Source organism: Rhizorhabdus sp. P4_G5 (assembly GCF_056401065.1).
Map to the genome: position 1 here is coordinate 76,738 of NZ_JBFUKB010000001.1, position 24,011 is coordinate 100,748.

Consider the following 24,011-nt stretch of genomic DNA (forward strand, 5'->3'; position numbering starts at 1 on the left):
GCTTAGGGGGAGGGCCTCAGGGCTGCAACTCTTCCGCCCGCCAGCTGCCGCGCCGGGGACGATTTCGATGCCGGCTCGGCGATCATTTCGGCCAATATATGTGCGGCGCGCTCGCAGGCGCCATCGATCTCGCCGAACGCCCGCCGCACCGCCGCTTGCTGGCGCTCGATCATGCCGGGATGTTCGGCAACAGCACTGTCGATCGCCCGCATCAGGTGTTCCGCCCGCACGGCGACTTTGCCGAGATGCCAACCGGCATAGCGGGGATCATCTTCCCAATCGACGCCATGCGCGTTGACGAACGCCACTGGCCGCGGCTCCACCAGAAACTCGTATAGCTGGCTCGACATGTCGCCCAGATAGATGTCGGCCATGCGCATATAGCTCATGTCGATCAGCCGATCCGAATCAAGATCGACGATGACACGGCCGGGCTCGCCCAGTGCGCCCCAACTGGCGCGATCATCCGACGTCATGTTTTCGGCGATACGGATATGCGGTGCTAAGACGAGATTGTAGCGGCCATCTTTCCGGATCGTCTCTACCACCGTTCTCGCCACGTCGATCGACGATATGGCGCGATCGAAATGGGGATTATAGACGATGGTCAGCCGATCATTGTCGAACAGCCGAGCGTCGCAGCGGACATAGTGGCGCAGGTAGTCGAGCTTCACATAGCCACCGGCCTTCAGGCGCGCCGGATCGACATGCCGCAGTTCTATAGCGCGTTCGATATCTTTCTCGCCCGGCACGACGATCAGGTCGAAGGCCTTCAGCCTCCGCTCGGATGAAGGCGCGCGGTCCCCAGCGCCGTGGCGGAAGTGGATCATGCGGGCGCGCGTGACGTGCAGGATGCGCAGCCAGGCCGAGGTCCGCTCCGGCGTTACGATGGCGGCTGCCGACGACAGCCGGCGTGCGAGGCTGCAGAGCAGCGCGAGCTTCACGAGGCTATGGCGCCTGAACAGCGCGGCCAGGCGGTGGCCCCATCGGGGCGGATCGACCACCTCGATCGCCATGTCAGGTGAATTCAACCGGTCGCGGACGTCCGCCAGCAGTTGCCCGACATGAGCGTCGGCGGCGATGCAGGTGACAGCAGTGCCGGGGGCGATCCGGCTCAACATGGCGGCGACGGGCGCCAGGTGAAACAGCTGATGCGCTCCGCCGAGGAACAACATCACCACATTCTTCTCTGCCGAAAGCGAGGCTTGTGGGTGTTGGGGTGCCATTGTCAGGCCATTGCTAACTTGGGTGAACTCCGGCGTGAGGTTCGATATGCCCGGGCGCAACACTCCTGCAGCCGCTTTTGTTCCGGGAGTGCCGGACAGTCCCTAGGCGGATGCGCCAGCCGCCGTTATAGGCGGGCGCAAAGATCGATATAGCCAAGGGGCGCCCCATGAAATTCTTCGTCGATACCGCCGACACTGCCGAAATCGCCGATATGGCTGCGACCGGTCTGGTCGATGGCGTGACTACCAACCCATCGCTGATCGCGAAGTCGGGCCGCAAATTCGTGGAAGTGATCGCCGAGATTTGCGGCCTGGTGTCCGGCCCCGTGTCGGCTGAGGTCGTGGCGCTCGATCATGCTACGATGATGCGCGAAGCCGAACTGCTGCGGAAGATCGCGGACAATGTCTGCATCAAGGTGCCATTGACGATCGACGGCCTCAAGACCTGCAAGGCGCTGTCGGACGACGGCACGATGGTCAACGTCACGCTGTGCTTTTCGGCGAACCAGGCGTTGCTCGCCGGCAAGGCGGGCGCTTCGTTCATCTCGCCGTTCGTCGGCCGGCATGACGATATCGGCTTCGACGGCATGGGCCTGATTGCCGACATCCGCCAGATCTATGACAATTACGACTTCGGCACGGAGATCCTGGTCGCCAGCGTGCGCCACCCGATCCACGTCCTCGAGTCCGCGAAGATAGGCGCCGATGTGATGACCGCGCCGCCGGCCGTGATCCGCTCGCTGTTCAATCATCCGCTGACCGAAAAAGGCATTGCCGGCTTCATGGCCGACTGGGCCAAGACCGGGCAAAGCATCCTCTGAGCGCAAACAAACGAATTGTGCGTTAACCATTGGACGCTAAACTGCCGTCCATGGGAAGCGTGATCGATTTCGAAGGCGGTGCGATGGCCTCGCTGAGGCGGCGCATGGCCGAAGTCGAGGAGGCGAATCAGGACCTGATCGCTTTTGCCCGCGGCCATTCCGGCGCTGTTTCCTCGATCCATTCGGCCGTGCTCGCCGCGACCGAGGCCGACGGCCTCGATCACCTGATCCATATCGTCACCCAGCTGTGGCCCGATCTGCTCGGGCTGGATGCGGTTTCGGTCGCGCTGTTCGTCGGCGACAAGGGATTGCGAGCGGATGCGTCTGGCATGCAGTTCGTCGAGCGGCGAATCATCGAGCGGTCGATCGCGGACATCCAGGGCGTAGTGATGCGCGGCGTGGAGCGCGGCCATCCGCTGTTCGGCCCGGCTTCCGAGCTTATTCGCGCCGAGGCGCTGGTGCGCCTCCCGTCCGAGCCACCGCTTCCCGGCGGCGTGGTCGCGCTGGGCCAGCGCCGGCCGCAGGGTTTCGATACCCGTGCGGGTTCCGAATTGCTGGGCTTCCTCGGGGCGATGCTTTCGCGCATGATAGGGCGGTGGTTGCTGCCCTGACACTGGATGATCATCCCGCCCGCACGCTTGCCGTGGATTGGGCGGATCATCTGCGCCGCGACCGGCGTCGCTCCGAACATACCATAAGAGCCTATCTTGCGACGGCGCATCGATTGATTGCCTTCATCGGCCGGCATCGCGGTGTCCCGGTGGATGGCAAGCTGCTGGCGCATCTCGAGCGCGGCGACATTCGGGGCTATCTCGCCGAGCGGCGCGCGGAGGGACTGGCCAATGTCTCCGCCGCGCGAGAATTGTCGGCGGTTCGCACCTTCCTCGACTATGTCGCCGTTCGCGAGGGCGCAGCCAAACCGGTCAAGGTCAAGGGGCCGCGCATCAAGCGCGGCGTACCGCGCCCGATCTCGCCCGACGATGTCAGCGCAATCACTGAAGATGCCGCGGATTCGGCCGCCGAACCTTGGATCGCCGCGCGCGACGAGGCTGTGCTGCTGCTGCTCTACGGAGCGGGGCTGCGGATCGGCGAGGCGATGGCGCTGACCGGCGACATAATGCCGCTGGGGGACAGGTTGATGGTGACCGGCAAACGGGCCAAGACGCGGGTGGTGCCGATGCTCGAACCCGTCCGGATCGCGATCGAGCGCTATGTGGCCTTATCGCCCTATGGCGCGGCGCGCGGCGAGATATTGTTTCGCGGTGCACGCGGTGGCCCACTGGCGCCCGAGCTTATCCGCCGCGCGGTGCAGGCGGCGCGGGGGCGGCTCGGCCTGAGTGAGCGGACCACGCCCCATGCGCTGCGGCACAGTTTCGCCACCCACCTGCTGGGACGCGGCGCCGACCTGCGATCGCTGCAGGAATTGCTCGGCCATGCCAGCCTGTCGTCGACCCAGGTCTACACCGGTGTCGATTCCGCGCACCTGATGGACGTCTATCGCAATGCCCACCCGAGAGCCTGAAGGGATGAAGTTGTCCTTGACGATACGCCGTGCCAGCCACGCCGATCTGGCGGAGCTCCACCTGCTGGTCGAACGCGCCTATCGCGGCGATGAGGCCAAGGCTGGCTGGACGCATGAGGCTGACATCATCCTGGAGGGTCAGCGAACCAGCCACGACATCCTGGCCGCCACCATCGACGATGATAATGAGCGGCTGCTGGTGGCAGTTGATGGCGATCGCCTGGCCGGCTGCGTCCAGGTCAGTGACCGCGAATATGGCACCGCCTATCTCGGACTGCTGACTGTCGATCCGCAGCTGCAGACGCGCGGACTGGGCAAGATGCTGATCGCTGCGGCCGAGACGACCGCGGTTGCGGCGTTCGAGGCGCATCTGATGGAGATGACCGTGATCTCCCAGCGTTCCGAGCTGATCGCCTATTATGAGCGGCGTGGATATCGGAAGACAGGCGAACGGCGCCCCTTCCCGATCGAGATGGATCCCCCGCTCGAAATGGTGGTGCTGGAGAAGGCGCTCGACGCCTGAGTCGCTTTCGCATGGCATGAACAGGGCCCGGCCTCCGCCGGGTGCAGTGATCTGCCATCCAAGAATATCAGGCTATTTCCGTCCCGGTACCCAGTCCGCGAAGGTCGCCGTGTCGCTGACCTTCCAAGGTTCGCCGCGGGAGTTGAGGAACAGGCGTTCCATTTCGCTGCGCTTGAACGGGCGTGATCCCACACGGCCGAAGATCGCGATCTGGTTGCCGCTCTCGTCCACCGCACGGTCGCGGTCGAGGCCTTTCGACAGCGCGAGCGCGGGCGAGGGGGTGCGGGCCCAGGCAATCAGCTCGGGCTTGGGCGCGGGCGCGAAGCCGTAGAAATTGGGCTGGCTGGCGGGCGAGGTGAGTTGGATCACCTTGAGGCCGTTGCGGCCGTCGGCGACATAGGCGAACAGCGACGCATTGGTGGTGCCGACGATCACGTCCTCGGCGTCGTTGAGCCTGCCGTCGAACGTCACCTTCTGGTAAACCACCGGCTTCAGTGGCCGCGTCACGTTGACGATCACCAGGCCATCCTGCTTGGCGGCCACATAGGCGTAGGTCCGCGCGACATAGACGCGCTGGGCATTGGCGATCGGCACCGTCGCCGAAGGAATCAGAACCGGCCGGTCGAGATGGGTCACGTCGAGCAGCTGCAGTCCCTCGGCGGTGGTCACCCACAGGTAGCGGAACTGCAGCGCCGAGGCGCGGGCATCGCGCAGCGGCACCGTCGCCGCCAGCCTGGGATGCTTGGGGTCACTGATATCGACCACCACCAGGCCGACATCGGCCGTGATATAGGCATAGTTGCCGCCCAGCGTGATGTGGCGCGCGCCGGCGAGGATGTTGTTCTCATTCCAGGTGACGGTGCGCTTGAGGAAGTTGTTGCGGGGCTCGCCGTCGGACAGCGTCTCGACGTTGACGACGATCAGGCCTTCGACCGAGTCCGTGACGAAGGCGTAGCGATAGATTTCGCCCATCTTCTGCTCTTCGTTCTCGGGATAATATTTGATGATGTGATCATTGCGCTCGGTCGAGATATTCTGGTCGGTCGGCAAAGCCATGCAGGTCGCGTTGGTGCTGCCGACATGATCGTCCTGGCCCAGCGGCGAAAAGGGCGCGGTGAGGATGCGCTGCGAGGTGCCCTTGTTGGCGATCGACGCCACGTCATAGACGCGGAAGCCGCCTTTGCCTTCGGCCACGAAGAAATATTCGCCGCGCAGCTGCACGCAGCGTGCAGCACCGTCGGTGGCATGATGGGTGTTGGCGAACTCCTCGACGGCGTCGGGCTCGCCCGATCCGTTCTTTCCGAAACGCGTGCCACGCACCCATTCGATCAGCTCGCGGCCATGGTCCAGATGCTGCTTGTACCAGTCCGGATAGGCATATTTGTGGAGATAGGAGCCGATCACGGCCTGCGGTTCGCTCCACTCGGTGACGCGGATCGCCTCGATGCCCTTCTCCAACCCCGTCCAGGCATTCATGCCGACAAAGTTGACGAAGTTGGTGCCGAGCAGATTGAGCTGCGCCATGATCGCGTTGTTGTCGTCGTCCACCGACAGGTGGCAGTCGGTGCACTTCTTGGTCTCGGTCTTGCGGACCGTGTGCGGGAAATGCGGCGCGAAGGCCTGGCTCGAGAAGCCGGCCGACGATAGCGGCGGCTGCTGGATGTAGATGCGCTCGCGGTTCAGGTTGGTCGACGACAGCACCAGCGCCGACGTCGATCGCACCGGCGCGATGATGTTGCCCTTGGTGGTCTGGTGGATGCCGAGCTGGAACATTTCGTCGCGCGCGACCTGCGGATTATAGGTCGCGAAGTTGCGGGTCTCGATGCCGTCATATTTGTGACTGCTGGTCTTCCAGTTGGCCTCGATCGGCAGATGGCAGCCACCGCACGACGTGGTCCACGACAGGTGGCATGTGAAGCAGGCCATCTTGTCGACATTATGCGCCCGGTCCTCGGGCGCGACGCCCGGTCCCCAGTCGAATTTGCCGGTTTCGACGCCGGCCTTGCCCATCAGCTTGGAGCGGGCCGCCAGCGGATTGAAATGGGCGCTGTCGCGGTCGACCGATTCCTTGACCAGCGAAACCTTCCATTCGAGCCTGGGATCGACGATCGAGCGCTGGATCAGCGCGCGCTCGCCATTGGCGTCGACCGTCCATTCGAAGCGGCGGCGGCCATCCGAATTGCGGAGCAGCGAGAGGTCGGTGCCGCCGGGACGAGCGGCCGGCCCGGACGTGCGCAGCGTCGGGAAGGCGTCGGGGGTGCCGTGGCAGTCCTTGCACCCGATCTCCACCGCATTGGCGACTTCGCCGTAGATCAGGCCATTGCCATGGCTGTCCTGCGCGAAATGGCAGTCGGCGCACTGCAGGCCCTTTTCGGCGTGAATGTCCATCATGTGGACCGCCTTGCCCTTCTGCTCGCCGACGGGAGCGAACTCAGGCATGCCGTTCTTGCGGAACTTCTCGGCATCGTCGGGCGAGACGATCTTGCCCTCCGCGTCGAGCAGGTTGCCCTCGCGGTCGCGCTTGTAGATCGCCCGGAAGTTCCAGCCATGGCCGTGATAATCGGCGAACTGCGTGTCCTTGGCCTTCGGGTTTACGTCGTCATAGACGTTGCGCAGGAAATCGAGGTCGGACCATTTGCCGATAGCGGCGGCAGCCTCGGGGTTGCGCTGCTGGACGGCATGTCGCTCGGCGATCGTCGGGTTCTTCTGATGCTCGGGCCACATCAGCGGCGCGTCGGACTCATAGTCCCACATCGTGTAGCCGAGATAGGAATTCAGGAAAATGTTGGGCTGGTGCATGTGGCAATTCATGCACTGCGCTGTCGGGATCGCCTTGGTGAAGGCGTGCTGGATCGGGTGACCCTTTTCCTTCATCGCGCCGATCGGATGCTGCGGCACGCCCTCGGCGCCATGTGCGGCCTTGTCGGCATGGGCATTGACGTCGTCGTGGCCGCGGCCATGCCCGTCGTCCTTTGGCTCCAGCTTGTCCTTGATCGTCGGATCGACCGTCGCGGTCTGCCCGTCGCGGCCATATTGGGCGTAGATCAGGCTGTGGGTGGGCTCGCGGTCGTTCGCATAGACGACGTGGCAGGATGCGCAGCCCGAATTGCGATAGTCGCCGGGCTGGTCGTTGGTGCCCATGAACCAGGTGAACGGGTCGTTCAGACGGGTCTTGTGGATGTTGAGGACCGGGATCGCGACGCGCAGGCCGGTGCCGGGGCCGCGGTTCGACTGTTTCAGGTCGGGACGGCCCGGCTCCTCGAGGCGCTGGATGCTGCCGGTCGAGTTGGGCAGGCCGATTTCGGCGAAGCCGCTGTTGATGGTGCGTCCGCCGCGCTCGAACACGCGGAAGATGTCGCCGGGCGGGATCACGTGCCAGGTCGGCAGCGGGTACATTACCGGCAGCGCCCCGCGCGCCTTCTGCTCGGGCGTGACAGTGCCGGGAGGGCTGCCAGGCGACTTGATCTGCGCAGGCTCGCCCTTGGCGGTATAGGCTTCGCCGAACACATAGTTCTTGTAGGGAACGATGCCGTTATTGTAGGCGCCGCCGCCCCACAGCATCGCGCCGGTGGCCATCAACGATCGCTCCGACGCCTGGATGATCTCCAGGTGGCAGGCCCCGCAGGCCTGCCGCGCTACGCGGTAGTCGGACGGATTGACGAAGCGGATATATTCGGGCGCTTCCTTGTTCAACAAGGTGTAGCTGCGCTTGGGGTTGGCCGACGATGGCCAGTTCCAGGCGTGGGGATATTTCGGCAGGACATGCGCCTTGTCGCGGGTGCGGACATAGGCGGCGTCGGTCGCCTTCAGGCCAGCATCGACGCTGACCGTGGCGTCGCCGCCATGGCAATCGACGCAACCGAGCACGACCGCTTCGGTACCGTGCATCGTCTTGCGATCGGATGCGGTGTGACAGGAGATGCAGCCGACGCTCTTGCCGTCGGCGTCGCTCCATTCCTGGGTGCGTGGCGCATCGGCCACCTTGACGTAGGTGCGCGCAACGGGCTTCTCCCCTTCGGACGCGGGGGCAGGCGAGGGCACCGAGACGAGGAAGGTGACGGCCGCCGCCAGCGCCATAGCGCCACGGGCCGCCCACCGCATCGTCCGCATCGATCCCAAAGCCCCCATCGACATCCTCAGTAGGTCAAGATCACGTTGAACAGCACCGAATAATATCGGTCGTCACCGCGAGAATTCGTAACGAGATCGGCAAAGCCCTTGCCGGGATCGAACACCGCGCCCGAGAGCCGGACGATGGCGTTTTGCACCATGCTCGGCCGCCAGATGAGCGCGCTCGACAAATCCCAGCCCAGTGATTTCGGAATGCTGCCCTCGGTGCGCAGCTCGCGCAGCACAGCGGTGTTTGCAAACCAGAGATGGTTGATGTTGGTCGACAGGCGCAGCTGCGGCAGGATGTCGAAGTCCGCTCCGACGCCGAGCAGCATCGTGCCCGGATTGTTGAAGTTGGACTGGCCTTCTTCCTTCGACGTGCGAAGATCGTTCAATATGCCATTGCGCTGGCTGAGCGCGACGTTGACGCCGCCGCCGGCGAAGGGGACGCCCTGGCGGATATAATAGCTGGTGTCGGCGCCGGCAAAAATCGGGTTTTCGAAGATTGCGTCGAAGCCGGTTTCCTTGTTGTCCTTTGCCTTGCGATCGCCACTGGCGTAGAGGCCGGACAGCTTCACGCGCACCCAGTCTATATCGTAGCTGAGTTCGGCTGCCCCGAAAAAGGCGCGGATCTTGGCGGGCTTCGACGTGAAGAAGCTGTTCCGGTCTTCGCCGAACACGCCATAGACGCTCGACGAGATGTTGAAGCGCTTGATCCGCCCGTCGAGGCTGTAGCCGAGATAGAAGGCGTCATATTCCCGCGGCCGCTGATCGCCGAGCAGCGCCGGGCGCACCGGGAAGCCGTTATGGTCGAGATCGCGGTCCTTCTCGCGGTTGATGTTCGCGGTGAAGGAGGCGAGGGACGTCAGGCCTGGCAGCGGGAAATCCTGCACGAAGACGTTGGTGTGGAAGATGTAGTCGTCGCGCGGCTTGCGGGTGACGTCGTTCAGCCCGCTATTGGTGTCCTTGTCGAGGCGCCAGATCAACTCGATATTATACTGGTAGCGATTATTGTCGCGATTGCCGAACCAGCGGATGCCTAACTGGTTGTCCTGAAACAGGAACCCCCGAAAATCGGCCTGGAAGGGCTGGATGCCGATGCGCAGCGAGTCGAAGTCAAAGCGATCCGAGCGATTGCCCATATGCTTGTCGACGAAGAACTCCTGGACGCCCAGGAAGGCATCGGTGCGGTGGCTGGGCTTGGACGAGCGGACGTTGAGGACGCGGCGTTCCTCGACGTTCACATAGTTGATGTTGTAGGCCAGCGCGATCTTATACTCGATGTCCGGCGGCTTGTAGGCGGTCGAGCCCTTGGTGAGGCCCGCGCCCAGGATGAAGGTCTGGGCGGCGACGAGGCTGCGTTGACGACCGAACTGGCCGATCGCTCCCGGATAGTCGCTGGTCTGGTCTGCCACGGGTGTCGGGAAGGAGCGCGGCTCCAGGATCGTATCCGAGATCGCGTTCAGGGCGAAGAACCAGTCGTCGCCTGTGATCGGCAGGAAGAACGGTTTCTTGTCGAGCTGGATCGGCCGGTCGGCCTTCAGGCTGTTCTGGTGATAGGGATCGAACTGCGAATGGCAGACATTTTGCAGGCCGACGAAATTCTTGTCGGGGCACAACGCCTTGGCCAGCCGCCAGCGATCGGGGATCGGGAACTCGTCGGTCGGGAAGGCCTCCGGCGGCGGTGCCGAGACGGCGCCGACATTGTTCTGCACCACCGGCGGCGGAAGCTTCTCGACATAGCCAGGGCGGCGGCGGCCATCGATGGAGCTGTCCTCCACCGTTGCGGCGGGAGCGGTGGCCGGCACGGTCAGAACGCTGGGATCGCTGGCTGCGCCAATCGTAGCGGGCTCCGGCGCAGGTGCCGCAGCTTCATCCGGTGCTGCGGCTGCCAAGGCGACCGCGTGCAGGATGAGAGAGGAGAGCGCGGCTGCCATTATTTGCCGTCGCACACGACTTGTTCGGAGGTGTCGAGGAACGGCGCGAAAGGACAGTTCACATAGCGCAGCCGAACGCCGGCACCGACGTTCACGACCAGCTGGTCGGCCCGAATCGCGGTCGGCGCATGGCCGATGCCGCCGACGCGCTGCCCGCCGTTGAAGAGGCCGAGGAACGAGATCATGTCGTCCTGGTCGATGCCGTCGCCCGAGATGCCGATCGCCCCGACCAGCGTGCTGCCGCGATAGATGGGCGAGGCGCCGGGGAAGATCTGGATGCCGTTTTGCAGCCGGTTCTGGGCCTTGCCGGGCACATCGGGATTGAAGGTGCAGCGCTGGCGCGTGTCGGTCGACGAAGCGCCGAGCACGAAGCCGAGATGCTCGGCGAGATTGTTGAGGATCAGCGCGCTCTGCAGTCCGGTCGAGAAGGGGCTCCACTGGCTGAAGGGACGCGAGAGCGGGCCATTGGCACGCGAGGTTTCGCCATCGGGGAAGAAGGGCCGGGCGATATTGCCGATCGAACGGTCCGCGAACGCGGTCTTGCCAGTCAGCGCTGCGGGATCGTTGAAGAAGGTGCGGGTCTTGCCGACGAAGCCCTGGACATCCGCGCTGCTGTTGCCCAGCAGATCGGACGCGGCGCTGGGCCCGGAGAAGAATGCAACCGTTCGGGCCTTCTGTACCGACACGTCGGTTCCGAACACCGGCGCATCGGGCGAGCGCGCAACGCCGAGAATGCTGCCATCGGTATCGACCAGCGAGATCGTGACCTGGGCAGGGCTGTCGAGCGGCTTGCGGATCTGCGCGCGCGCGCGGCTCATGATCTTGAAGGCTTCCTCGAGCACTGCCTTCACTTCGGCCTGGCTCAATGGCGTGCCGACGCGCGCGCCATCGGTGCCGCCGCGCAAGGGATAGCGATTTGCGCCGGAGCCGTCCGTGAGGATGAACGCGTCGACATTGTCGATCGTATTGCCTGAACTCCGCTCCGCTGCGGTGGCGGCCCGATAGCCGGAGGCTTCGCTGCCATAGGCATGGCCCGCCAAGACGGTCGGGGTCGATCCCTGCGCGTAATAGCCGGGGATCGAGACGAGCGAACCCACCGTGCCGTTCAGGGCAGAGAAGGCGCGAGCGTTGGCCGGCGCCGATTTCAGCTTCGAAGGATCGGCATCGTTATAGCGCAGTTGGACGACGACATTGATGTTGTTCGCGCGAATCGCGTCCGGCGCGTCGAAGCCGACCGTGCCCGCGGTCGCGATATATTCGTCATCGTCGCTGTCGAAATCGTCGATATTGGGATCATAGCCATAAAGCCCGTCAGCCATGACGCCGATACCGCCGACAACGACTCCATTCTTGTAGAGCGGGAAGCCGCCCGGATCAGCGGCCAGCCCCAATGGCGAGCGCTTCGGCCCGATGAAGGCAGACGCGCCGCCAGCCTGAAGATAGCGCTGATTGAAATCCGAGCAGGGCAGCTGGCTGAACTGCACGCCGAACAGCGGACCGCCCGCCAGCTGGTTGTCGCCCGGCGGGAAATGCTCCTGGACGATGAAGCTCGCCGTTCGGGTCGAGAAGGCGTTGCCGGACGAGGAGAGATAGGCGCCGGTGATCGCCTTGGCGATGGCGCCAGCGGCGAGCGGGTTGGCTGCGGCGGAGCCGGCTACGACGAGACCCTCGACATCGGTCGGCGTTACCGCGCGATGGGTGGTCTTGATGGTAAGCGTCGTCGGGGCGCCATTCATCTGGAACACGGAGAGGACGTTGCCCACCCGGTCCACCACCGCGATCACTGCGGGCTTGTTGCGTGCGGCTGCCTCCTCGATCGCCTGTGCCATCACCTTCTGCACGTCAGCCGCGGTCAGCGCTTCCTGCGGCGGAACTGCGAATACGGCGGTCTGGGACGGGGTAGAGGGCGTGGAAGGGGTCGAGCTTCCGCTGCCACCGCCGCCACAGGAGGTGAGTACGAAGGCGACAGTGGTAAGGATCGCTACAGCACGCGAAGCAAAAGTCATTTGAGAGCCCTTATCGACGCTGCTGCCTGACTCAGCGCCGCCCGGAAATCTGCGGGGCGATAGGCATTGCTATTGCCGACCGCCTTGTAAGCCCGATCGATAGCGCCGCGTGCGTTGCGCGCGCTGTCTTCGCTGACATAGCCCTGGTGGACGAGGGCGTTGACCAGGGTATCGATCGCCATCACGGCCTGCGCCGATCCTTCATAGTCGGTGAAGCGTGGCGAGATGGCGCTGCCGGCGATGCTGTCGATGATCGCGAAGGTTTCGGCTCGACCCAACGCGCTGTTGCCGATCGCGTCGGCCAGGGCATTGGCCGACGCGCCCAGCGTGCGGGCCGCTGCCACCGCCGCCGGGCGGTCCTTCGCAAGTGCGGCGTGGAAGGCGCGCGAGTCGGCGTCGAACCGTGCAGCCATGCCCGGTGCGGCTATCTTCGCCGCCGCCGAGAGCATGATGATATTCTCGTCGTTGAAGGCCGGCATGCCCGACGGAATGGGTCGACCCGGATTGGCGACCCAGGTGGCGCGACCAGCGGGGCCGTCGACGATCTGGCGATGGCAGGTCTGGCAATCGAAGAAGTATATCTCCGGAAATACGCCTTGGGTACCGAGCCGCGGATTGGCGAACAGCGTTGTCGCGCGGCTGACCGCCGTTGCCTGGCCCATCGCCCATAGCTGGACATTGTTGGTGCGGCGCTTGCGCTGGAGATAGTCGGCGTCCTCGTCATGGTGCTGCTGGAGCGCCGAGAAGAGATCGAGCTCGAACGAAACCCGGGGATGGCCGGCGGCCATGATGCGGTGCGAGACGAACTGCCCGGGTCGATCGCTGCCGAAATGGCAATCGAGGCATTTCTCGGCGCGTGAGCGGGGCTGATCGAGCGGATACATCCCCCTCGCGACGTTGGATGCATGCGTCTGGCCCACGGCATAATGGCTCGACAGCCATTTCTGCGCGCCGCCATGGCAGCCCTCGCAGCCGACGCCATCTTCGACATGCCAGCGGGACCCCTTGCCAGCATAAGCGGGATCGGCGTGACAGCCCAGGCATTCGCCCGCAGAGGTAGCGGAACCCAGGCCGAGCTTGGCGGCGATCGCCTGGCCGCGAGCCGATCCAAGCACCGCGAAGGCCCGGCTATGCGAACCGCCCTGGCTGGAGGCGTCCTGCCAATGCAGGATCTCATCCTGGCGCACGACCTTGCCGGTGGGCTCGCTGCGACCGTGGCAGGTCGAACCCGAACAGGAGGCGACGCCGACATGGGCATTGGCGGACGCAGCAGAAGCCGACGACGCGGCTGCGCGGTCGGCCGTGCTCGTCAGAGCAAGGATGAGAAGGGCACAGCCGACGAGTGCGGCACCGACGATGCCGCAGACAAAGGACAGCCCGCCCGAGACTTTTCCCCCCAATTCGGCGCTCCCTAAATGCCGATCCCTATTCGCGACTGGACGCTTGCCCCGGCGTCACCGCTCCGGAAGTTTATATCCCTCTTTAGCGTCGCAAGTGCAATCATTCAAAAGCTTATCAAGCGCTTCGACGACGAATCACGAGATTGCGAATCTCGGTCATGTCTTCCATCGCGAACTTGATGCCTTCGCGGCCGAGACCTGAATCCTTCACGCCGCCATAGGGCATGTTGTCGACGCGATAGCTCGGCACGTCATTGACGACGACGCCGCCGACATCGAGATCGTCCCAGGCGTCCAGAATCTTGAAGATGTCGCGCGTGAAAATGCCGGCCTGCAGCCCGAACTTGGAGTCGTTGACGATCTTCAGCGCCTCGTGCCAGTCGCTGAATCTCATCAGGAAAGCGGCCGGACCAAAGGCTTCCTCGCGATTGAGCTTGGTGTCGGGATCGACATTTTCCAGCAGCGTCGCCTCGAGCATCGCGCCCTCGCGCTTGCCGCCGCACAGCAGGGTCGCGCCCTTGCCGACGGCCTCCTGGATCCAGTTGTCGAGGCGCTGGGCTTCCTTCACGTCGATCATCGGGCCGACGAAAGTCTTTTCGTCATGCGGGTTGCCGGCAATCAGCGTCCTGGTCTTGGCCACCAGTTTGGCCTTGAAGGCGTCATAGACCGCATCGTGAACCAGGATGCGCTGCACGCCGATGCACGACTGGCCCGACTGGTAGAAGGCGCCGAACACGGTTCGCGTCACGGCGTCGTCAAGATCGGCATCGGCGTCGATCACCACCGCGGCATTGCCGCCGAGTTCGAGCACGACCTTCTTCTTGCCCGCCCGCGCCTTGAGATCCCAGCCCACGTCCGGAGAGCCGGTGAACGACAGCAGCTTGAGCCGATCGTCGGTGGTGAACAGGTCGGCCCCGTCACGCGCCGCAGGCAGGATCGAGAAGGCGCCCTTCGGCAGGTTGGTCTCGGCCAGTACCTCGCCCATGATGATCGCGCCGAGCGGCGTGCGGCTCGCCGGTTTCATCACGAATGGGCAGCCGACCGCGATCGCCGGCGCAATCTTGTGCGCGGCGAGGTTGAGCGGGAAGTTGAACGGCGAGATGAAGGAACAAGGGCCGATCGGCACCCGCTTCCACATCCCCTGATAACCCTTTGCTCGGGGCGCGATATCGAGCGGTTGGACTTCGCCCGTCATCCGCACCGATTCCTCGGCGGCGATGCGGAAGGTATCGATCAGGCGGCCCACCTCGCCACGCGAATCATTGATCGGCTTGCCGGCCTCGATGCACAGCGCATAGGCAAGCTCGTCCTTGCGCTCGGTGAAGCGATCGACGCAGTGCTGCAGCACCGCCTGGCGCTCGTAGCTCGCCATCTTCGCCATCGGCTCGGCGGCCTTGACCGCCCATTCGATGCCCTTCTCGATCGTCTTGGCATCGGCCAGCGCGACAAGCGTCGCCACCTCGCCGGTGAATTTGTCTGTCACCTTGAGATCAGTGTTCGGCTGCTGTGCCTCATTCGCGAGGTAGAGCGGGTAGGTATCCTGGAGTTTCATGGTCGGGTCGTCCAATTGTTCGTCCCCGCAAAAGTGGGGATCCATATGCTCGAAAGCCAGAGGTTATGGATCCCCGCCTTCGCGGGGATGAGGAGAGACCTAAACCTTCTTGCTGAGATCCTTGATGTCCTTGTTCAGGATCTGGTCGTTTTCCGAATAATCGACGGGGCAGTCGATCAGGTGAACGCCAGGCGTGTCGAGGCAATGCTTGAGCAATTTCGTCAGATGCTCGGAGCTTTCCACCCGATGGCCGATCGCGCCGTAGCTTTCGGCATATTTGACGAAATCGGGGTTGTCGTAGGTCAGGCCCCAATCGGCAAAGCCCATGTTCGCCTGCTTCCAGCGGATCATGCCGTAGGACGAATCGTTGAGGATCAGCACGGTGATGTTGAGCTTGAGGCGAACCGCCGTCTCCATCTCCTGGCTGTTCATCATGAAGCCGCCATCGCCGCAGATCGCCATGACCTTGCGGTCCGGATAGACCATGGCCGACGCCATCGCCGACGGCAGACCGGCGCCCATCGTCGCGAGCGCGTTGTCGAGCAGCACGGTGTTCGCCTGCCGCGCCGGATAGTTGCGCGCGAACCAGATCTTGTAGACGCCGTTGTCGAGGCAGATGATTCCGCTCGGCGGCACCGCCTCGCGGATCTCGCGCACCAGGAACGGCGGAAAGATCGGGAAGCGGGCATCCTTGTCGAGCGACGCGGTGTGGTCGACCTCGGCCTGGCGCGCCTTCATCATGAAGTCGAAGTTCCACGCGCCGGACGGCACGATGTCTTCCTTGATCTGCCAGATCGCATTGGCGATGTCGCCGATCACTTCGATGTGCGGGAAATAGACCGGATCGACCGACGCGGTGTTGGTGCTGACGTGGATGACCTCGCAGCCGCCCTGTTTCATGAAGAAGGGTGGCTTTTCGATCACGTCATGGCCGACGTTGATGATCAGATCGGCATGCTCGATCGAGCGGTGCACGAAGTCACCGGCCGACAGCGCGGCGCAGCCGAGGAACTTCGGATGGGTCTCGTCGATCGTGCCCTTGCCCAGCTGGGTGGTGACGAAGGGGATGCCGGTCTTCTCGATGAACTGGAGCAGCATGCGGCTGGTCATCGTGCGGTTGGCGCCTGCGCCGACCACGAGGACCGGCGACTTCGCGGCTTCGATCTTCTTGACCGCGGCGCGAACCGACTTCGGATCGGCGGTCGGGCGGCGAACCAGGCTGCGCTTCAGCGGGACGCTATCGGTATGCTCGTCGGCGATGTCCTCGGGGAACTCGATGTGGGTCGCACCCGGCTTCTCTTCCTCGGCGAGGCGGAAGGCTTCGCGCACGCGGCTCGGGATGTTGTCCGACGAGGCCAGCTGATGGGTGTATTTGGTGATCGGGCGCATCATGTCGACGACGTCGAGGATCTGGAAGCGGCCCTGCTTGGATTTCTTGATCGGCTTCTGGCCGGTCACCATCAGGATCGGCATGCCGCCCAGGAAGGCATAGGCGGCCGCGGTGACGAAATTCGTGGCGCCCGGCCCTAGCGTCGCCATGCAGACACCGGTCTTGCCGGTGTGGCGGCCATAGGTCGCGGCCATGAAGCCGGCGCCCTGTTCGTGGCGGGTAAGGATGAGCTTGATCTTCTTGGAGCGCGACAGGCTGTCGAGCATGTCGAGATTTTCTTCCCCTGGAACGCCGAAGATATATTCGCAGCCTTCTTCCTCAAGGCACTGGATAAACAAATCGGATGCTTTGGTCGCCATGCTGTGCTCCCCCTGTTTGCGCCGCGCCCCTGTTGCGGTTCTGCAAGATCGGCGATTGCTATGTCATTTCGGCGACGGGGGACAGGGTTTTTTACGATCCGTTGCGGATTGATTCCGCACGATTGTTTCAGAGATCGAGAATCCAGTCCCACTGCATCGCACCTGCTCCATCCATTACTGCGACGCCACATTCCGCGAGTTCATCACGGATGCTGTCCGACGCGGCATAGTCCTTCGCAGCACGTGCCTGCTGCCGCGCCGCGATGCGGGTTTCGATCGTGGCTTCGTCGATTTTCGCATCCGCCGGGCGCAGCCGGAGGTCGACTCGGCCGGTCGTCAGCAGCGCCAACCCCAGCGCCATGTCCATGCTCGCGACGAGGCGCAGTTTCTCTTCCGCCGCGATGGCCTTGTCGGCGAGCGCCTGCTCGAGCAGCGGCAGCGCCTGTGGCACCATCAGGTCGTTCGAGAGCGCCGTATCGAACTGCGCCAGCAGCGCCTGCGCCCGGGCGCCCAGCCCGGCTTCTATGACGGAGCGCTGATAGGCCGCCGAAGCGCCCTTGCTCGCGCCCGCTTCGTCGATCAGGCGCAGCCAGTCGGGCGTGCCTGCCTGGCTGCGCACCTGCTCGGTCGCGATGATCAGCCGGGTCAGCCGGGTCAATGCCGCCGCCAGCGCCTCCGCCGAGAATTCCAGTTCGGACCGGTAATGCGCGGACAGGCAAAGCAAGCGATAGGCGAGGGGATGCACGCCCTTTTCCGCAACGCCGGCAAGGGTCGCGAAGCCGCCCTTGGATTTCGACATCTTTCCGCCGCGGTCCACCAGGAAGTTGTTGTGCATCCAGAAATTGGCGCCAGTCCGCTCGGTGCCGGTAAATGCCTGGTTCTGGGCGATCTCGTTGCAATGATGGATCTCCCGGTGGTCGATGCCGCCGGTATGGATATCGAACTGGGTGCCGAGATATTTCATGCTCATCACCGAGCATTCGAGATGCCAGCCGGGCGCGCCGGGACCCCAGGGCGACAGCCATTCCATCTGGCGCTGCTCGCCGGCCGCCGATCGCCGCCATAGCGCGAAATCGGCCGGATTGCGCTTGCCTTCGACCTCCACGATGCGGCCGATCGTCTCGTCGGGACGGGCGCCGGCGAGGCGGCCGTAATCGGGCACCTTTGACGTGTCGAAGTACAGGCCGCTGTCGAGTTCGTAGCTTGCGCCTGCGTCTTCGATGTCGCGGGCGAATGCGATCATGTCCTGGATATGATCGGTAGCCACGCTCCACAGCGTCGGCGCGATGATGTTGAGGGCCTTCAGATCCGCCTTGAATGCATCGGTATAAAAGGCTGCAATTTCCCAGATCGTCTTGGAAGCGCGCGCGGCGGCGGCCTCCATCTTGTCGTCACCCTCGTCGGCATCCGAGGTCAGGTGGCCGACATCGGTGATGTTGATGACATGATTGACCGGCCAGCCCTTCCAGTTGAGCGCGCGGCGCAGGGTGTCGGTGAACACATAGGCGCGCAGATTGCCCAGATGCGCGAAGTTATAGACGGTCGGGCCGCAGCTGTAGAGCCGCACCATGGCGGGATCGACCGGCTCGAACGCGCGCATCGCGCGTGTCAGGCTGTCGAAAAGGATCAGCGGGGAGCCGGCGGGAGCGGTGTCGGTCATGCGCGCTTCCATAGGCGATAACTGCGGAGGCTCCAGAGGGATTTTGCTGCGACCTCGTCACGCCGGCGGGGATATGAAACGACAGGGGCCGGCGGATCGCTCCGCCAGCCCCTTCGGTCGATTGGCGAGCGATCAGCCCTTCGGATTGCCGTCCGGCAAGGCGACGGTCTGGATCAGCAGGTCCAGCTGTGCGTTGCAGCCTGCCTTGATCAGCGACTGGGCCATGTCCTCGAGCCCGGCGGTGGTGGGCTTCACCACGACGAACTTGAGCGATGTCGGTGCTTTTGCGCCTTCCCAGCTGAGCTTGTACTGGCCGCCGTCGGCAACCGGGACGCTTGCCGGCCACAGCGCTGCCGACTGGCCGGCGGCGAGATCGATCGTGCCCGATGCGCCCGCACCCGAGACGGTTACTGTCACCGGCTTCTCGGCATCGTGCCGCCATACCGTCACGGTCGAGGTGTCGGCGACGCACATGTTCGAACTGCGCGTGAGATCGACATACCAGACGTTGGGATTGCGGCCGCCGGTCTTGTCGGCACCGCTGACGCTGCGCACGGCTCCGATCCGGGCGCGGCGCTCGCCGCCGCCGGAGACCAGCGCATTGAGCGTCGACCCGGTGGTGGCAGCCGCGGTTGCGGTCGCGGTTGCGCTGAATGTGCCGGGGCCGCTCAGCGTGCGCGTGCCTTTGCCGTCGAGCAGCACGATAGAGTCGCCCGCTTTCAGGACGATCTTCGCGTTGTCGGGTATCGCCTTGCCCGCGGGGTAGGCCTTTGCCGACGGTCCGGCCGATCGCACGACCAGCGGCGCCGCGACGGCGGTTCCAGCCAGCATCAGGCCCATCATTGCCGCGACTGCAGCGCGCGGCCGGTTTTTATTTATCCAGAGCACTATACCCTCCTGGTCCAACCTCACGAAGTCGCTCTACCAGATTAGCGAGCGCTTTATCATCAGGATTCGTTACAGCCATTTGTTCGAACTCGGCCAATACCGTGACATCACCATCGTCGAATCTACGCAGCGTGTCTGTGAACTGTTGCACAGCTTCGGCGGAAAAATGTGGAACCGGCTCGAAGATGATCATCGGCGTCGATCGACCCGACACAGCGATGCGGCCCATCGGCCTGAAACAGGCCATTGTCGACTTCTCAACCACCGTGTCGCTCACCAGCGTCTTGGTTTTGAGATATTTGTTCGCGCCTTCCAGCCGCGACGCCGTATTCATGGAGTCGCCTAGCGCAGTGTACTGGATGCGCCCCTCACCGCCGAAATTGCCGACGATCGCCTCGCCCCGGTGGACACCGACGCGGGTGACGCCGATCGGCGGTACCCCTTCGGGCGCATCACGCCGGAACTGCTCACCCGCCTCGTACATCGCGATCGCGCATTTCACGGCGCGGTCGGCATCGTCGGGCCGGCTGATCGGCGCGCCCCAGAAGGCGACGATGGCATCGCCGACAAACTTGTCGATCGTGCCGCCATATTCGAGAACCGTCTCCGACAGAACGTCGAGATATCTGTTGAGCAGGAAGGCGACCATTTCGGGCTCGATCTGGTGGCTGAGCTTTGTGAAGCCCTCGAGATCGCTGAACAGCGCGAATATCTCGCGCTTCTCGCCGTGGAGCTGGAGCCGCTCAGGGTTCTTCATGATGTCCGCGGCGATGTCGCGCGGCAGATATTTGCCGAGCGCCGATTGTGCGAAGTTGCGCTGCTCCGAACCGATGCCGCGGGCCGCTGTGCCGACCGCCGAATAGGCGAAGATCCAGCCGATCAGCCAGCCAAACACCGGCAGCCCCTGGGTGTCCACATTGTTGAACTGCCAGATGAACGGCACCGCCACCACGCCCGCCGCCTGGATCAGCAGCATCAGGCTCAGCTTCCAGATCTTCATGTTGGACACCGCGGTCAGCGCGCCCAGCATCACGACCCCGATCGCGATAAGCCAGATGCCCCACGCCGGGATCTTGTTCGGCGTGACATTGTCGAGCATCTGCGCGAGCAGCGTGGCGTGGATCTCCAGGCCGATCGTGGTCTCGCCCTTCTGGATGCGCGAGGCCGGGGTGATGAACTGGTCGACATCGGGGATGTCGCCGCCGATCATGATGTAGCGGCCCTCGATCTGGGGTTTGAAAGCCTCGATCAGATCGGGGTTGGCGATCACCTCGATCGGGAATTTGTCGAACACCGGCCGATCCTCGAACTTCGGCAGCCGGTAGCGGATCGATCCGGTATAGTCGCGAAACCGCTCGAAGCCGCCGGTCAGCGAATTGGCCATCAGCGGCGGCAGCTCGCGGGGCTGGTTCGGCCAGCTGCGCATCACCCCGTCATCATCGGCGAGCAGGCGGATGCTGGTCGGATGGACGTTGCCGGGCTTCGTCTGCTTCAGGAAGTCGCGCAGGAAAGTTTCCTGGTCGAGCGTCATGAAAGTCTTGTTGGTCGCGTTCGATGCGAAGCCCAGATAGGTCGGCGTCTTCATCGTCCTGAAGGCGTCGATCAGTACCTGGTCTTCGGGCGTGGGCTGATCGACGAGAATATCGATGCCAATCGCCTTGGGCTGCATCTTGTCGAGCGCGAGCAGGCCCTTGGCCAGCATCGCGCGATCCAGCGGCGAACGGCGTCCGGTCAGGCGGAGCGTGTCCTCGGTGAAGGTCACCATCGCGATACGCGGGTCGGTCTCGACGCGCGGCGATGCGAGCAGCAGGCGAACGTCGAACAGTGCGCGCTCGGCGTCCTTGGCCAACATCATGTTCCAGCTGTAGCGGGCGAAGGCGAGGCCAAGAATCAGGAACATGGCAGTGACGACGAGGCGGGTCGTGCCGATCTGCTTGAGCAGCTTGCGCAGCGCCGGCCAGAATCTGTGCCAGCGCGCCGCCATTGACGCACCCCCGACGCTGTCCGGCATCCCCATCCCCCTAAACGCAACCCCCACTCGATATTAGTGGCTGCGCCGGATATGGGAAGCGCCGAGTTGCGCTTGCATTCGCGGCCGAGGCACGGCACGGTTCGCTATCTGTTCCAGGGATTTGCTCGATGTCATCGCTCGCCGCGCTCGCACTTCCGCTCTGTCTGCTCCTGGGACTCGCGCTCGGATGGTTCGCGCGCGGGCGGATGCAGGCGGCCGGCACCGCCGAAGCGGCAGATCTGCGCAGGATGCTCGAAACGGCGCGCGATGCGCTCAACCGCTCCGAGATCGAGCGATCCGGGCTTGTGGCCGAACGACAGGCGCGGGCCGAGGCGTTCGAGGCGCAACTGCGAGGACTCCAGGAGGCGAAGGAGCAATTGTCCGCCCAGTTCGCCGACGTGGGCGGAAAACTGCTCGACGTGGCCCAGCGCCAGTTTCTCGAACGCGCCGACCAGCGATTCCACCAGGCGGGCGAGAAGAGCGAAGCGCAGCTCAAGGCCTTGCTGACGCCGGTCGAATCGACGCTGAAACGCTATGAGGAGGGGCTGCAGCGGGTCGAGAAGGAGCGGGTCGATAGCTATGCCGGCTTGCGTGAGGCCGTCGACCAGGTGCGGGTCGGCCAGGGGCAGGTCCGCGACGAGGCCGCCAAGCTGGTCAATGCGCTGCGCGCCAGCCCCAAGGCGCGTGGGCGCTGGGGCGAGCAGTCGCTGCGCAACGTGCTCGAACAGGCCGGGCTATCGCCTTATGCCGATTTCGCGACCGAGGTTTCGGTCGATACCGAGGACGGACGGTTGCGGCCGGACGTGGTGGTGCGCCTGCCCGGCGGCCGCAAGCTTATCATCGACGCCAAATGCTCGTTCAACGCCTATATGGATGCCAGCGAGCAGGTCGACGAGGCGTTGCGCCTGACCTTCCTGAAGGCGCATGCGGCGGCCCTGCGGACGCACGCCAGCCAGCTGGGCCAGAAAAGCTATTGGGATCGCTTCGGCGATGCGGCCGATTATGTCGTCATGTATATTCCCGGCGAACATTTCCTGTCGGCAGCGATGGAACAGGACGCCGGGCTGTGGGACTGGGCGCATGAACGCCGGGTGCTGATCGCGACGCCGATCAACCTGGTCGCGCTGGCCCGCACCGTGGCGAGCGTCTGGCGACAGGAAAAGATGGCCGACGAAGCGCGGCAGATCGGCCAACTCGGCAAGGAAATGTTCGAGCGGCTATCGGTCGCGGCGACGCACCTCAAGCGCGTCGGCGGCGGCCTCAACAGCGCTGTCGAGAACTACAACAAATTCGTGGCGAGCTTCGAGGGCCGCGTGCTGGTGACGGGTCGCAAATTCCGCGACCTCAACATCGAGACCGGTGGCAAGGAGATGGAGGAGATGCCGGCGATCGAGACGCGCGCGAGCGAACCGGTGGCCGACCTGTTGGCGGGGCCTGAGCAGATGGCAAAGCTCAACTGAATCCCATCCGCGGAGCCGCGATCGGCCGCCACCTGGCGGGGCCTGCTGCTGATCGAGGTCTGAAGGCGCAGGGCCTCGCCGCGGTTGAACGCAGCCGAGCGACCCGAATTGCGTGGAGCGGCTGACCTCTTGGCAGCTGCTATTGCCAGATAGGACATTGATCCCCAATTGGGCGCGACAGCAACCGCGCGGAGCATGCCATGGCCGACCTTTCCCAATTTCCGATCACGCAGCGTTGGCCGGCCGCGCACCCCGACCGTATACAGCTCTATTCGCTCAATACGCCAAATGGGGTGAAGGTCGCGATCATGCTCGAGGAAACCGGGCTGCCCTATGAGGCGCATCTGGTGGATATCCTCGACAACCAGAGCCACACTCCCGAATTCCTCTCGCTCAATCCGAACGGCAAGATCCCGGCGATCATCGATCCCGACGGTCCCGGCGGCAAGCCGATGGCGCTGTCCGAGTCGGGCGCGATCCTGATCTATCTCTCGGACAAGACCGGCCGCTTCATTCCGGCCGATCCGGTGCTGCGCTATGAGACGATCCAATGGGTGTTCTTTCAGAATGCCGGCATCGGGCCGATGTTCGGACAGGTCGGATTCTTTCACAAATTTGCCGGTAAGGCCTTCGAGGACAAGCGTCCCCTGGAGCGCTATGTCAACGAGGCGAAGCGCCTGCTCGGCGTGCTCGACAAGCGCCTCGATGGCCGCGGCTGGATCATGGGCGACGATTACGGCATTGCCGACATCTCGACGCTTGGATGGGTTCGCAACCTCATCACCTTCTACGAGGCGCGCGATCTGGTTGAGTTCGATAGGTTGAAATATGTGCCGGGCTGGCTTGAACGCGGCCTGGCTCGTCCGGCGGTGCAGCGTGGCCTGGAAATCCCCAAGCGCGACTCGCCGCGCTCCCAATAGGGAACTTCGAATCCTTCGATTCGGACATTGGAGAAGCCCAGCGCCTTGGAGCCTCTCCACCGCCCAGTTGCGGGCGCAGGCGCAATCTGGGCGGAAAGAGGCGAGGCAAGCAGCGTGGGGAGGCGGCGCCCGGAGCGAGACGCGCGATCTTCGATAATTTCGTCATGATCTTGAAGCTTGCCAGCGGCTCGCCATTTGCCAATCGTCCAGCCGTCGGTTAGTGGCG

General features: G+C 64.0%; 16 protein-coding genes. 6 read left to right on the forward strand and 10 right to left on the reverse strand.

All coding sequences use genetic code 11. The features are described from left to right. Positions 1-2: 2 nt before the first annotated feature. Positions 3-1,226, reverse strand: a complete 1,224-nt coding sequence (locus AC1DQK_RS00395) for a hypothetical protein (RefSeq protein ID WP_477866243.1) — start codon at positions 1,224-1,226, stop codon at positions 3-5. Between the two features lie 167 nt (positions 1,227-1,393). On the opposite strand from AC1DQK_RS00395, the gene fsa reads away from it, so the two are divergent. From fsa to AC1DQK_RS00415, 4 genes are read left to right on the forward strand one after another with little or no spacing between them, the layout of a single operon-like run. Then, the gene (gene fsa / locus AC1DQK_RS00400) at positions 1,394-2,047 is read left to right on the forward strand and encodes a fructose-6-phosphate aldolase (RefSeq protein ID WP_477866245.1); all 654 of its coding nucleotides are present in this window, start codon (positions 1,394-1,396) and stop codon (positions 2,045-2,047) included. Between the two features lie 50 nt (positions 2,048-2,097). Further along, positions 2,098-2,658 (forward strand): DUF484 family protein, encoded by a 561-nt coding sequence (locus tag AC1DQK_RS00405; RefSeq protein ID WP_340313229.1) that lies wholly within the window; start codon positions 2,098-2,100, stop codon positions 2,656-2,658. Next, positions 2,643-3,569: a tyrosine recombinase XerC gene (locus AC1DQK_RS00410; RefSeq protein WP_477866247.1), complete on the forward strand. Its 927-nt coding sequence runs from the start codon at positions 2,643-2,645 to the stop codon at positions 3,567-3,569. Before AC1DQK_RS00405 ends, AC1DQK_RS00410 begins: the two co-directional genes overlap by 16 nt. Positions 3,570-3,573: 4 nt before the next feature. Further along, positions 3,574-4,092 carry a GNAT family N-acetyltransferase gene (locus tag AC1DQK_RS00415; RefSeq protein ID WP_477866249.1) on the forward strand — a complete coding sequence of 173 codons (519 nt, stop codon included), beginning with the start codon at positions 3,574-3,576 and terminating at the stop codon, positions 4,090-4,092. Between the two features lie 72 nt (positions 4,093-4,164). Here AC1DQK_RS00415 and AC1DQK_RS00420 read toward each other — a convergent pair whose 3' ends face one another. The 9 genes from AC1DQK_RS00420 to AC1DQK_RS00460 form a co-directional block, all read right to left on the reverse strand. Continuing rightward, positions 4,165-8,193, reverse strand: coding sequence for a multiheme c-type cytochrome (locus AC1DQK_RS00420; RefSeq protein WP_477866953.1), 4,029 nt, complete (start codon positions 8,191-8,193; stop codon positions 4,165-4,167). Between the two features lie 35 nt (positions 8,194-8,228). Beyond that, the gene (locus AC1DQK_RS00425) at positions 8,229-10,139 is read right to left on the reverse strand and encodes a hypothetical protein (protein ID WP_477866251.1); all 1,911 of its coding nucleotides are present in this window, start codon (positions 10,137-10,139) and stop codon (positions 8,229-8,231) included. Beyond that, positions 10,139-12,145 carry a heme-binding protein gene (locus tag AC1DQK_RS00430; protein ID WP_477866253.1) on the reverse strand — a complete coding sequence of 669 codons (2,007 nt, stop codon included), beginning with the start codon at positions 12,143-12,145 and terminating at the stop codon, positions 10,139-10,141. Before AC1DQK_RS00430 ends, AC1DQK_RS00425 begins: the two co-directional genes overlap by 1 nt. Then, positions 12,142-13,545: a multiheme c-type cytochrome gene (locus tag AC1DQK_RS00435; RefSeq protein WP_477866255.1), complete on the reverse strand. Its 1,404-nt coding sequence runs from the start codon at positions 13,543-13,545 to the stop codon at positions 12,142-12,144. Before AC1DQK_RS00435 ends, AC1DQK_RS00430 begins: the two co-directional genes overlap by 4 nt. A 115-nt stretch (positions 13,546-13,660) precedes the next feature. Beyond that, positions 13,661-15,097, reverse strand: coding sequence for an aldehyde dehydrogenase family protein (locus AC1DQK_RS00440; protein ID WP_477866257.1), 1,437 nt, complete (start codon positions 15,095-15,097; stop codon positions 13,661-13,663). Between the two features lie 99 nt (positions 15,098-15,196). Beyond that, positions 15,197-16,846: an acetolactate synthase large subunit gene (locus AC1DQK_RS00445; protein ID WP_477866259.1), complete on the reverse strand. Its 1,650-nt coding sequence runs from the start codon at positions 16,844-16,846 to the stop codon at positions 15,197-15,199. A 127-nt stretch (positions 16,847-16,973) separates the two neighbouring features. Then, complete coding sequence (gene cysS, locus AC1DQK_RS00450) at positions 16,974-18,506, reverse strand: cysteine--tRNA ligase (RefSeq protein ID WP_477866261.1); 1,533 nt, start codon at positions 18,504-18,506, stop codon at positions 16,974-16,976. Between the two features lie 132 nt (positions 18,507-18,638). Beyond that, on the reverse strand, positions 18,639-19,337 hold the full coding sequence (locus tag AC1DQK_RS00455; RefSeq protein WP_477866263.1) for a hypothetical protein: 699 nt from the start codon (positions 19,335-19,337) through the stop codon (positions 18,639-18,641). 40 nt (positions 19,338-19,377) lie between these two features. Next, positions 19,378-21,405, reverse strand: a complete 2,028-nt coding sequence (locus AC1DQK_RS00460; protein ID WP_477866265.1) for a CHASE2 domain-containing protein — start codon at positions 21,403-21,405, stop codon at positions 19,378-19,380. A 128-nt stretch (positions 21,406-21,533) separates the two neighbouring features. Between AC1DQK_RS00460 and AC1DQK_RS00465 the strand changes: the two genes are divergently transcribed. After that, positions 21,534-22,865 carry a DNA recombination protein RmuC gene (locus tag AC1DQK_RS00465; protein WP_477866267.1) on the forward strand — a complete coding sequence of 444 codons (1,332 nt, stop codon included), beginning with the start codon at positions 21,534-21,536 and terminating at the stop codon, positions 22,863-22,865. Positions 22,866-23,065: 200 nt separating this feature from the next. Beyond that, positions 23,066-23,785: a glutathione S-transferase family protein gene (locus AC1DQK_RS00470; protein ID WP_477866269.1), complete on the forward strand. Its 720-nt coding sequence runs from the start codon at positions 23,066-23,068 to the stop codon at positions 23,783-23,785. Positions 23,786-24,011 lie beyond the last annotated feature (226 nt).

Coding starts and splice junctions, on each gene's coding strand:
- AC1DQK_RS00415 (WP_477866249.1), top strand. CDS start 3,574: ATGAAGTTGTCCTTGACGATACGCCGTGCCAGCCACGCCGATCTGGCG.
- AC1DQK_RS00425 (WP_477866251.1), bottom strand. CDS start 10,139: ATGGCAGCCGCGCTCTCCTCTCTCATCCTGCACGCGGTCGCCTTGGCA.
- AC1DQK_RS00395 (WP_477866243.1), bottom strand. CDS start 1,226: ATGGCACCCCAACACCCACAAGCCTCGCTTTCGGCAGAGAAGAATGTG.
- AC1DQK_RS00445 (WP_477866259.1), bottom strand. CDS start 16,846: ATGGCGACCAAAGCATCCGATTTGTTTATCCAGTGCCTTGAGGAAGAA.
- AC1DQK_RS00460 (WP_477866265.1), bottom strand. CDS start 21,405: ATGCCGGACAGCGTCGGGGGTGCGTCAATGGCGGCGCGCTGGCACAGA.
- fsa (WP_477866245.1), top strand. CDS start 1,394: ATGAAATTCTTCGTCGATACCGCCGACACTGCCGAAATCGCCGATATG.
- AC1DQK_RS00405 (WP_340313229.1), top strand. CDS start 2,098: ATGGGAAGCGTGATCGATTTCGAAGGCGGTGCGATGGCCTCGCTGAGG.
- AC1DQK_RS00440 (WP_477866257.1), bottom strand. CDS start 15,097: ATGAAACTCCAGGATACCTACCCGCTCTACCTCGCGAATGAGGCACAG.
- AC1DQK_RS00465 (WP_477866267.1), top strand. CDS start 21,534: ATGTCATCGCTCGCCGCGCTCGCACTTCCGCTCTGTCTGCTCCTGGGA.
- AC1DQK_RS00420 (WP_477866953.1), bottom strand. CDS start 8,193: ATGCGGTGGGCGGCCCGTGGCGCTATGGCGCTGGCGGCGGCCGTCACC.
- AC1DQK_RS00455 (WP_477866263.1), bottom strand. CDS start 19,337: ATGCTGGCTGGAACCGCCGTCGCGGCGCCGCTGGTCGTGCGATCGGCC.
- AC1DQK_RS00470 (WP_477866269.1), top strand. CDS start 23,066: ATGGCCGACCTTTCCCAATTTCCGATCACGCAGCGTTGGCCGGCCGCG.
- cysS (WP_477866261.1), bottom strand. CDS start 18,506: ATGACCGACACCGCTCCCGCCGGCTCCCCGCTGATCCTTTTCGACAGC.
- AC1DQK_RS00430 (WP_477866253.1), bottom strand. CDS start 12,145: ATGACTTTTGCTTCGCGTGCTGTAGCGATCCTTACCACTGTCGCCTTC.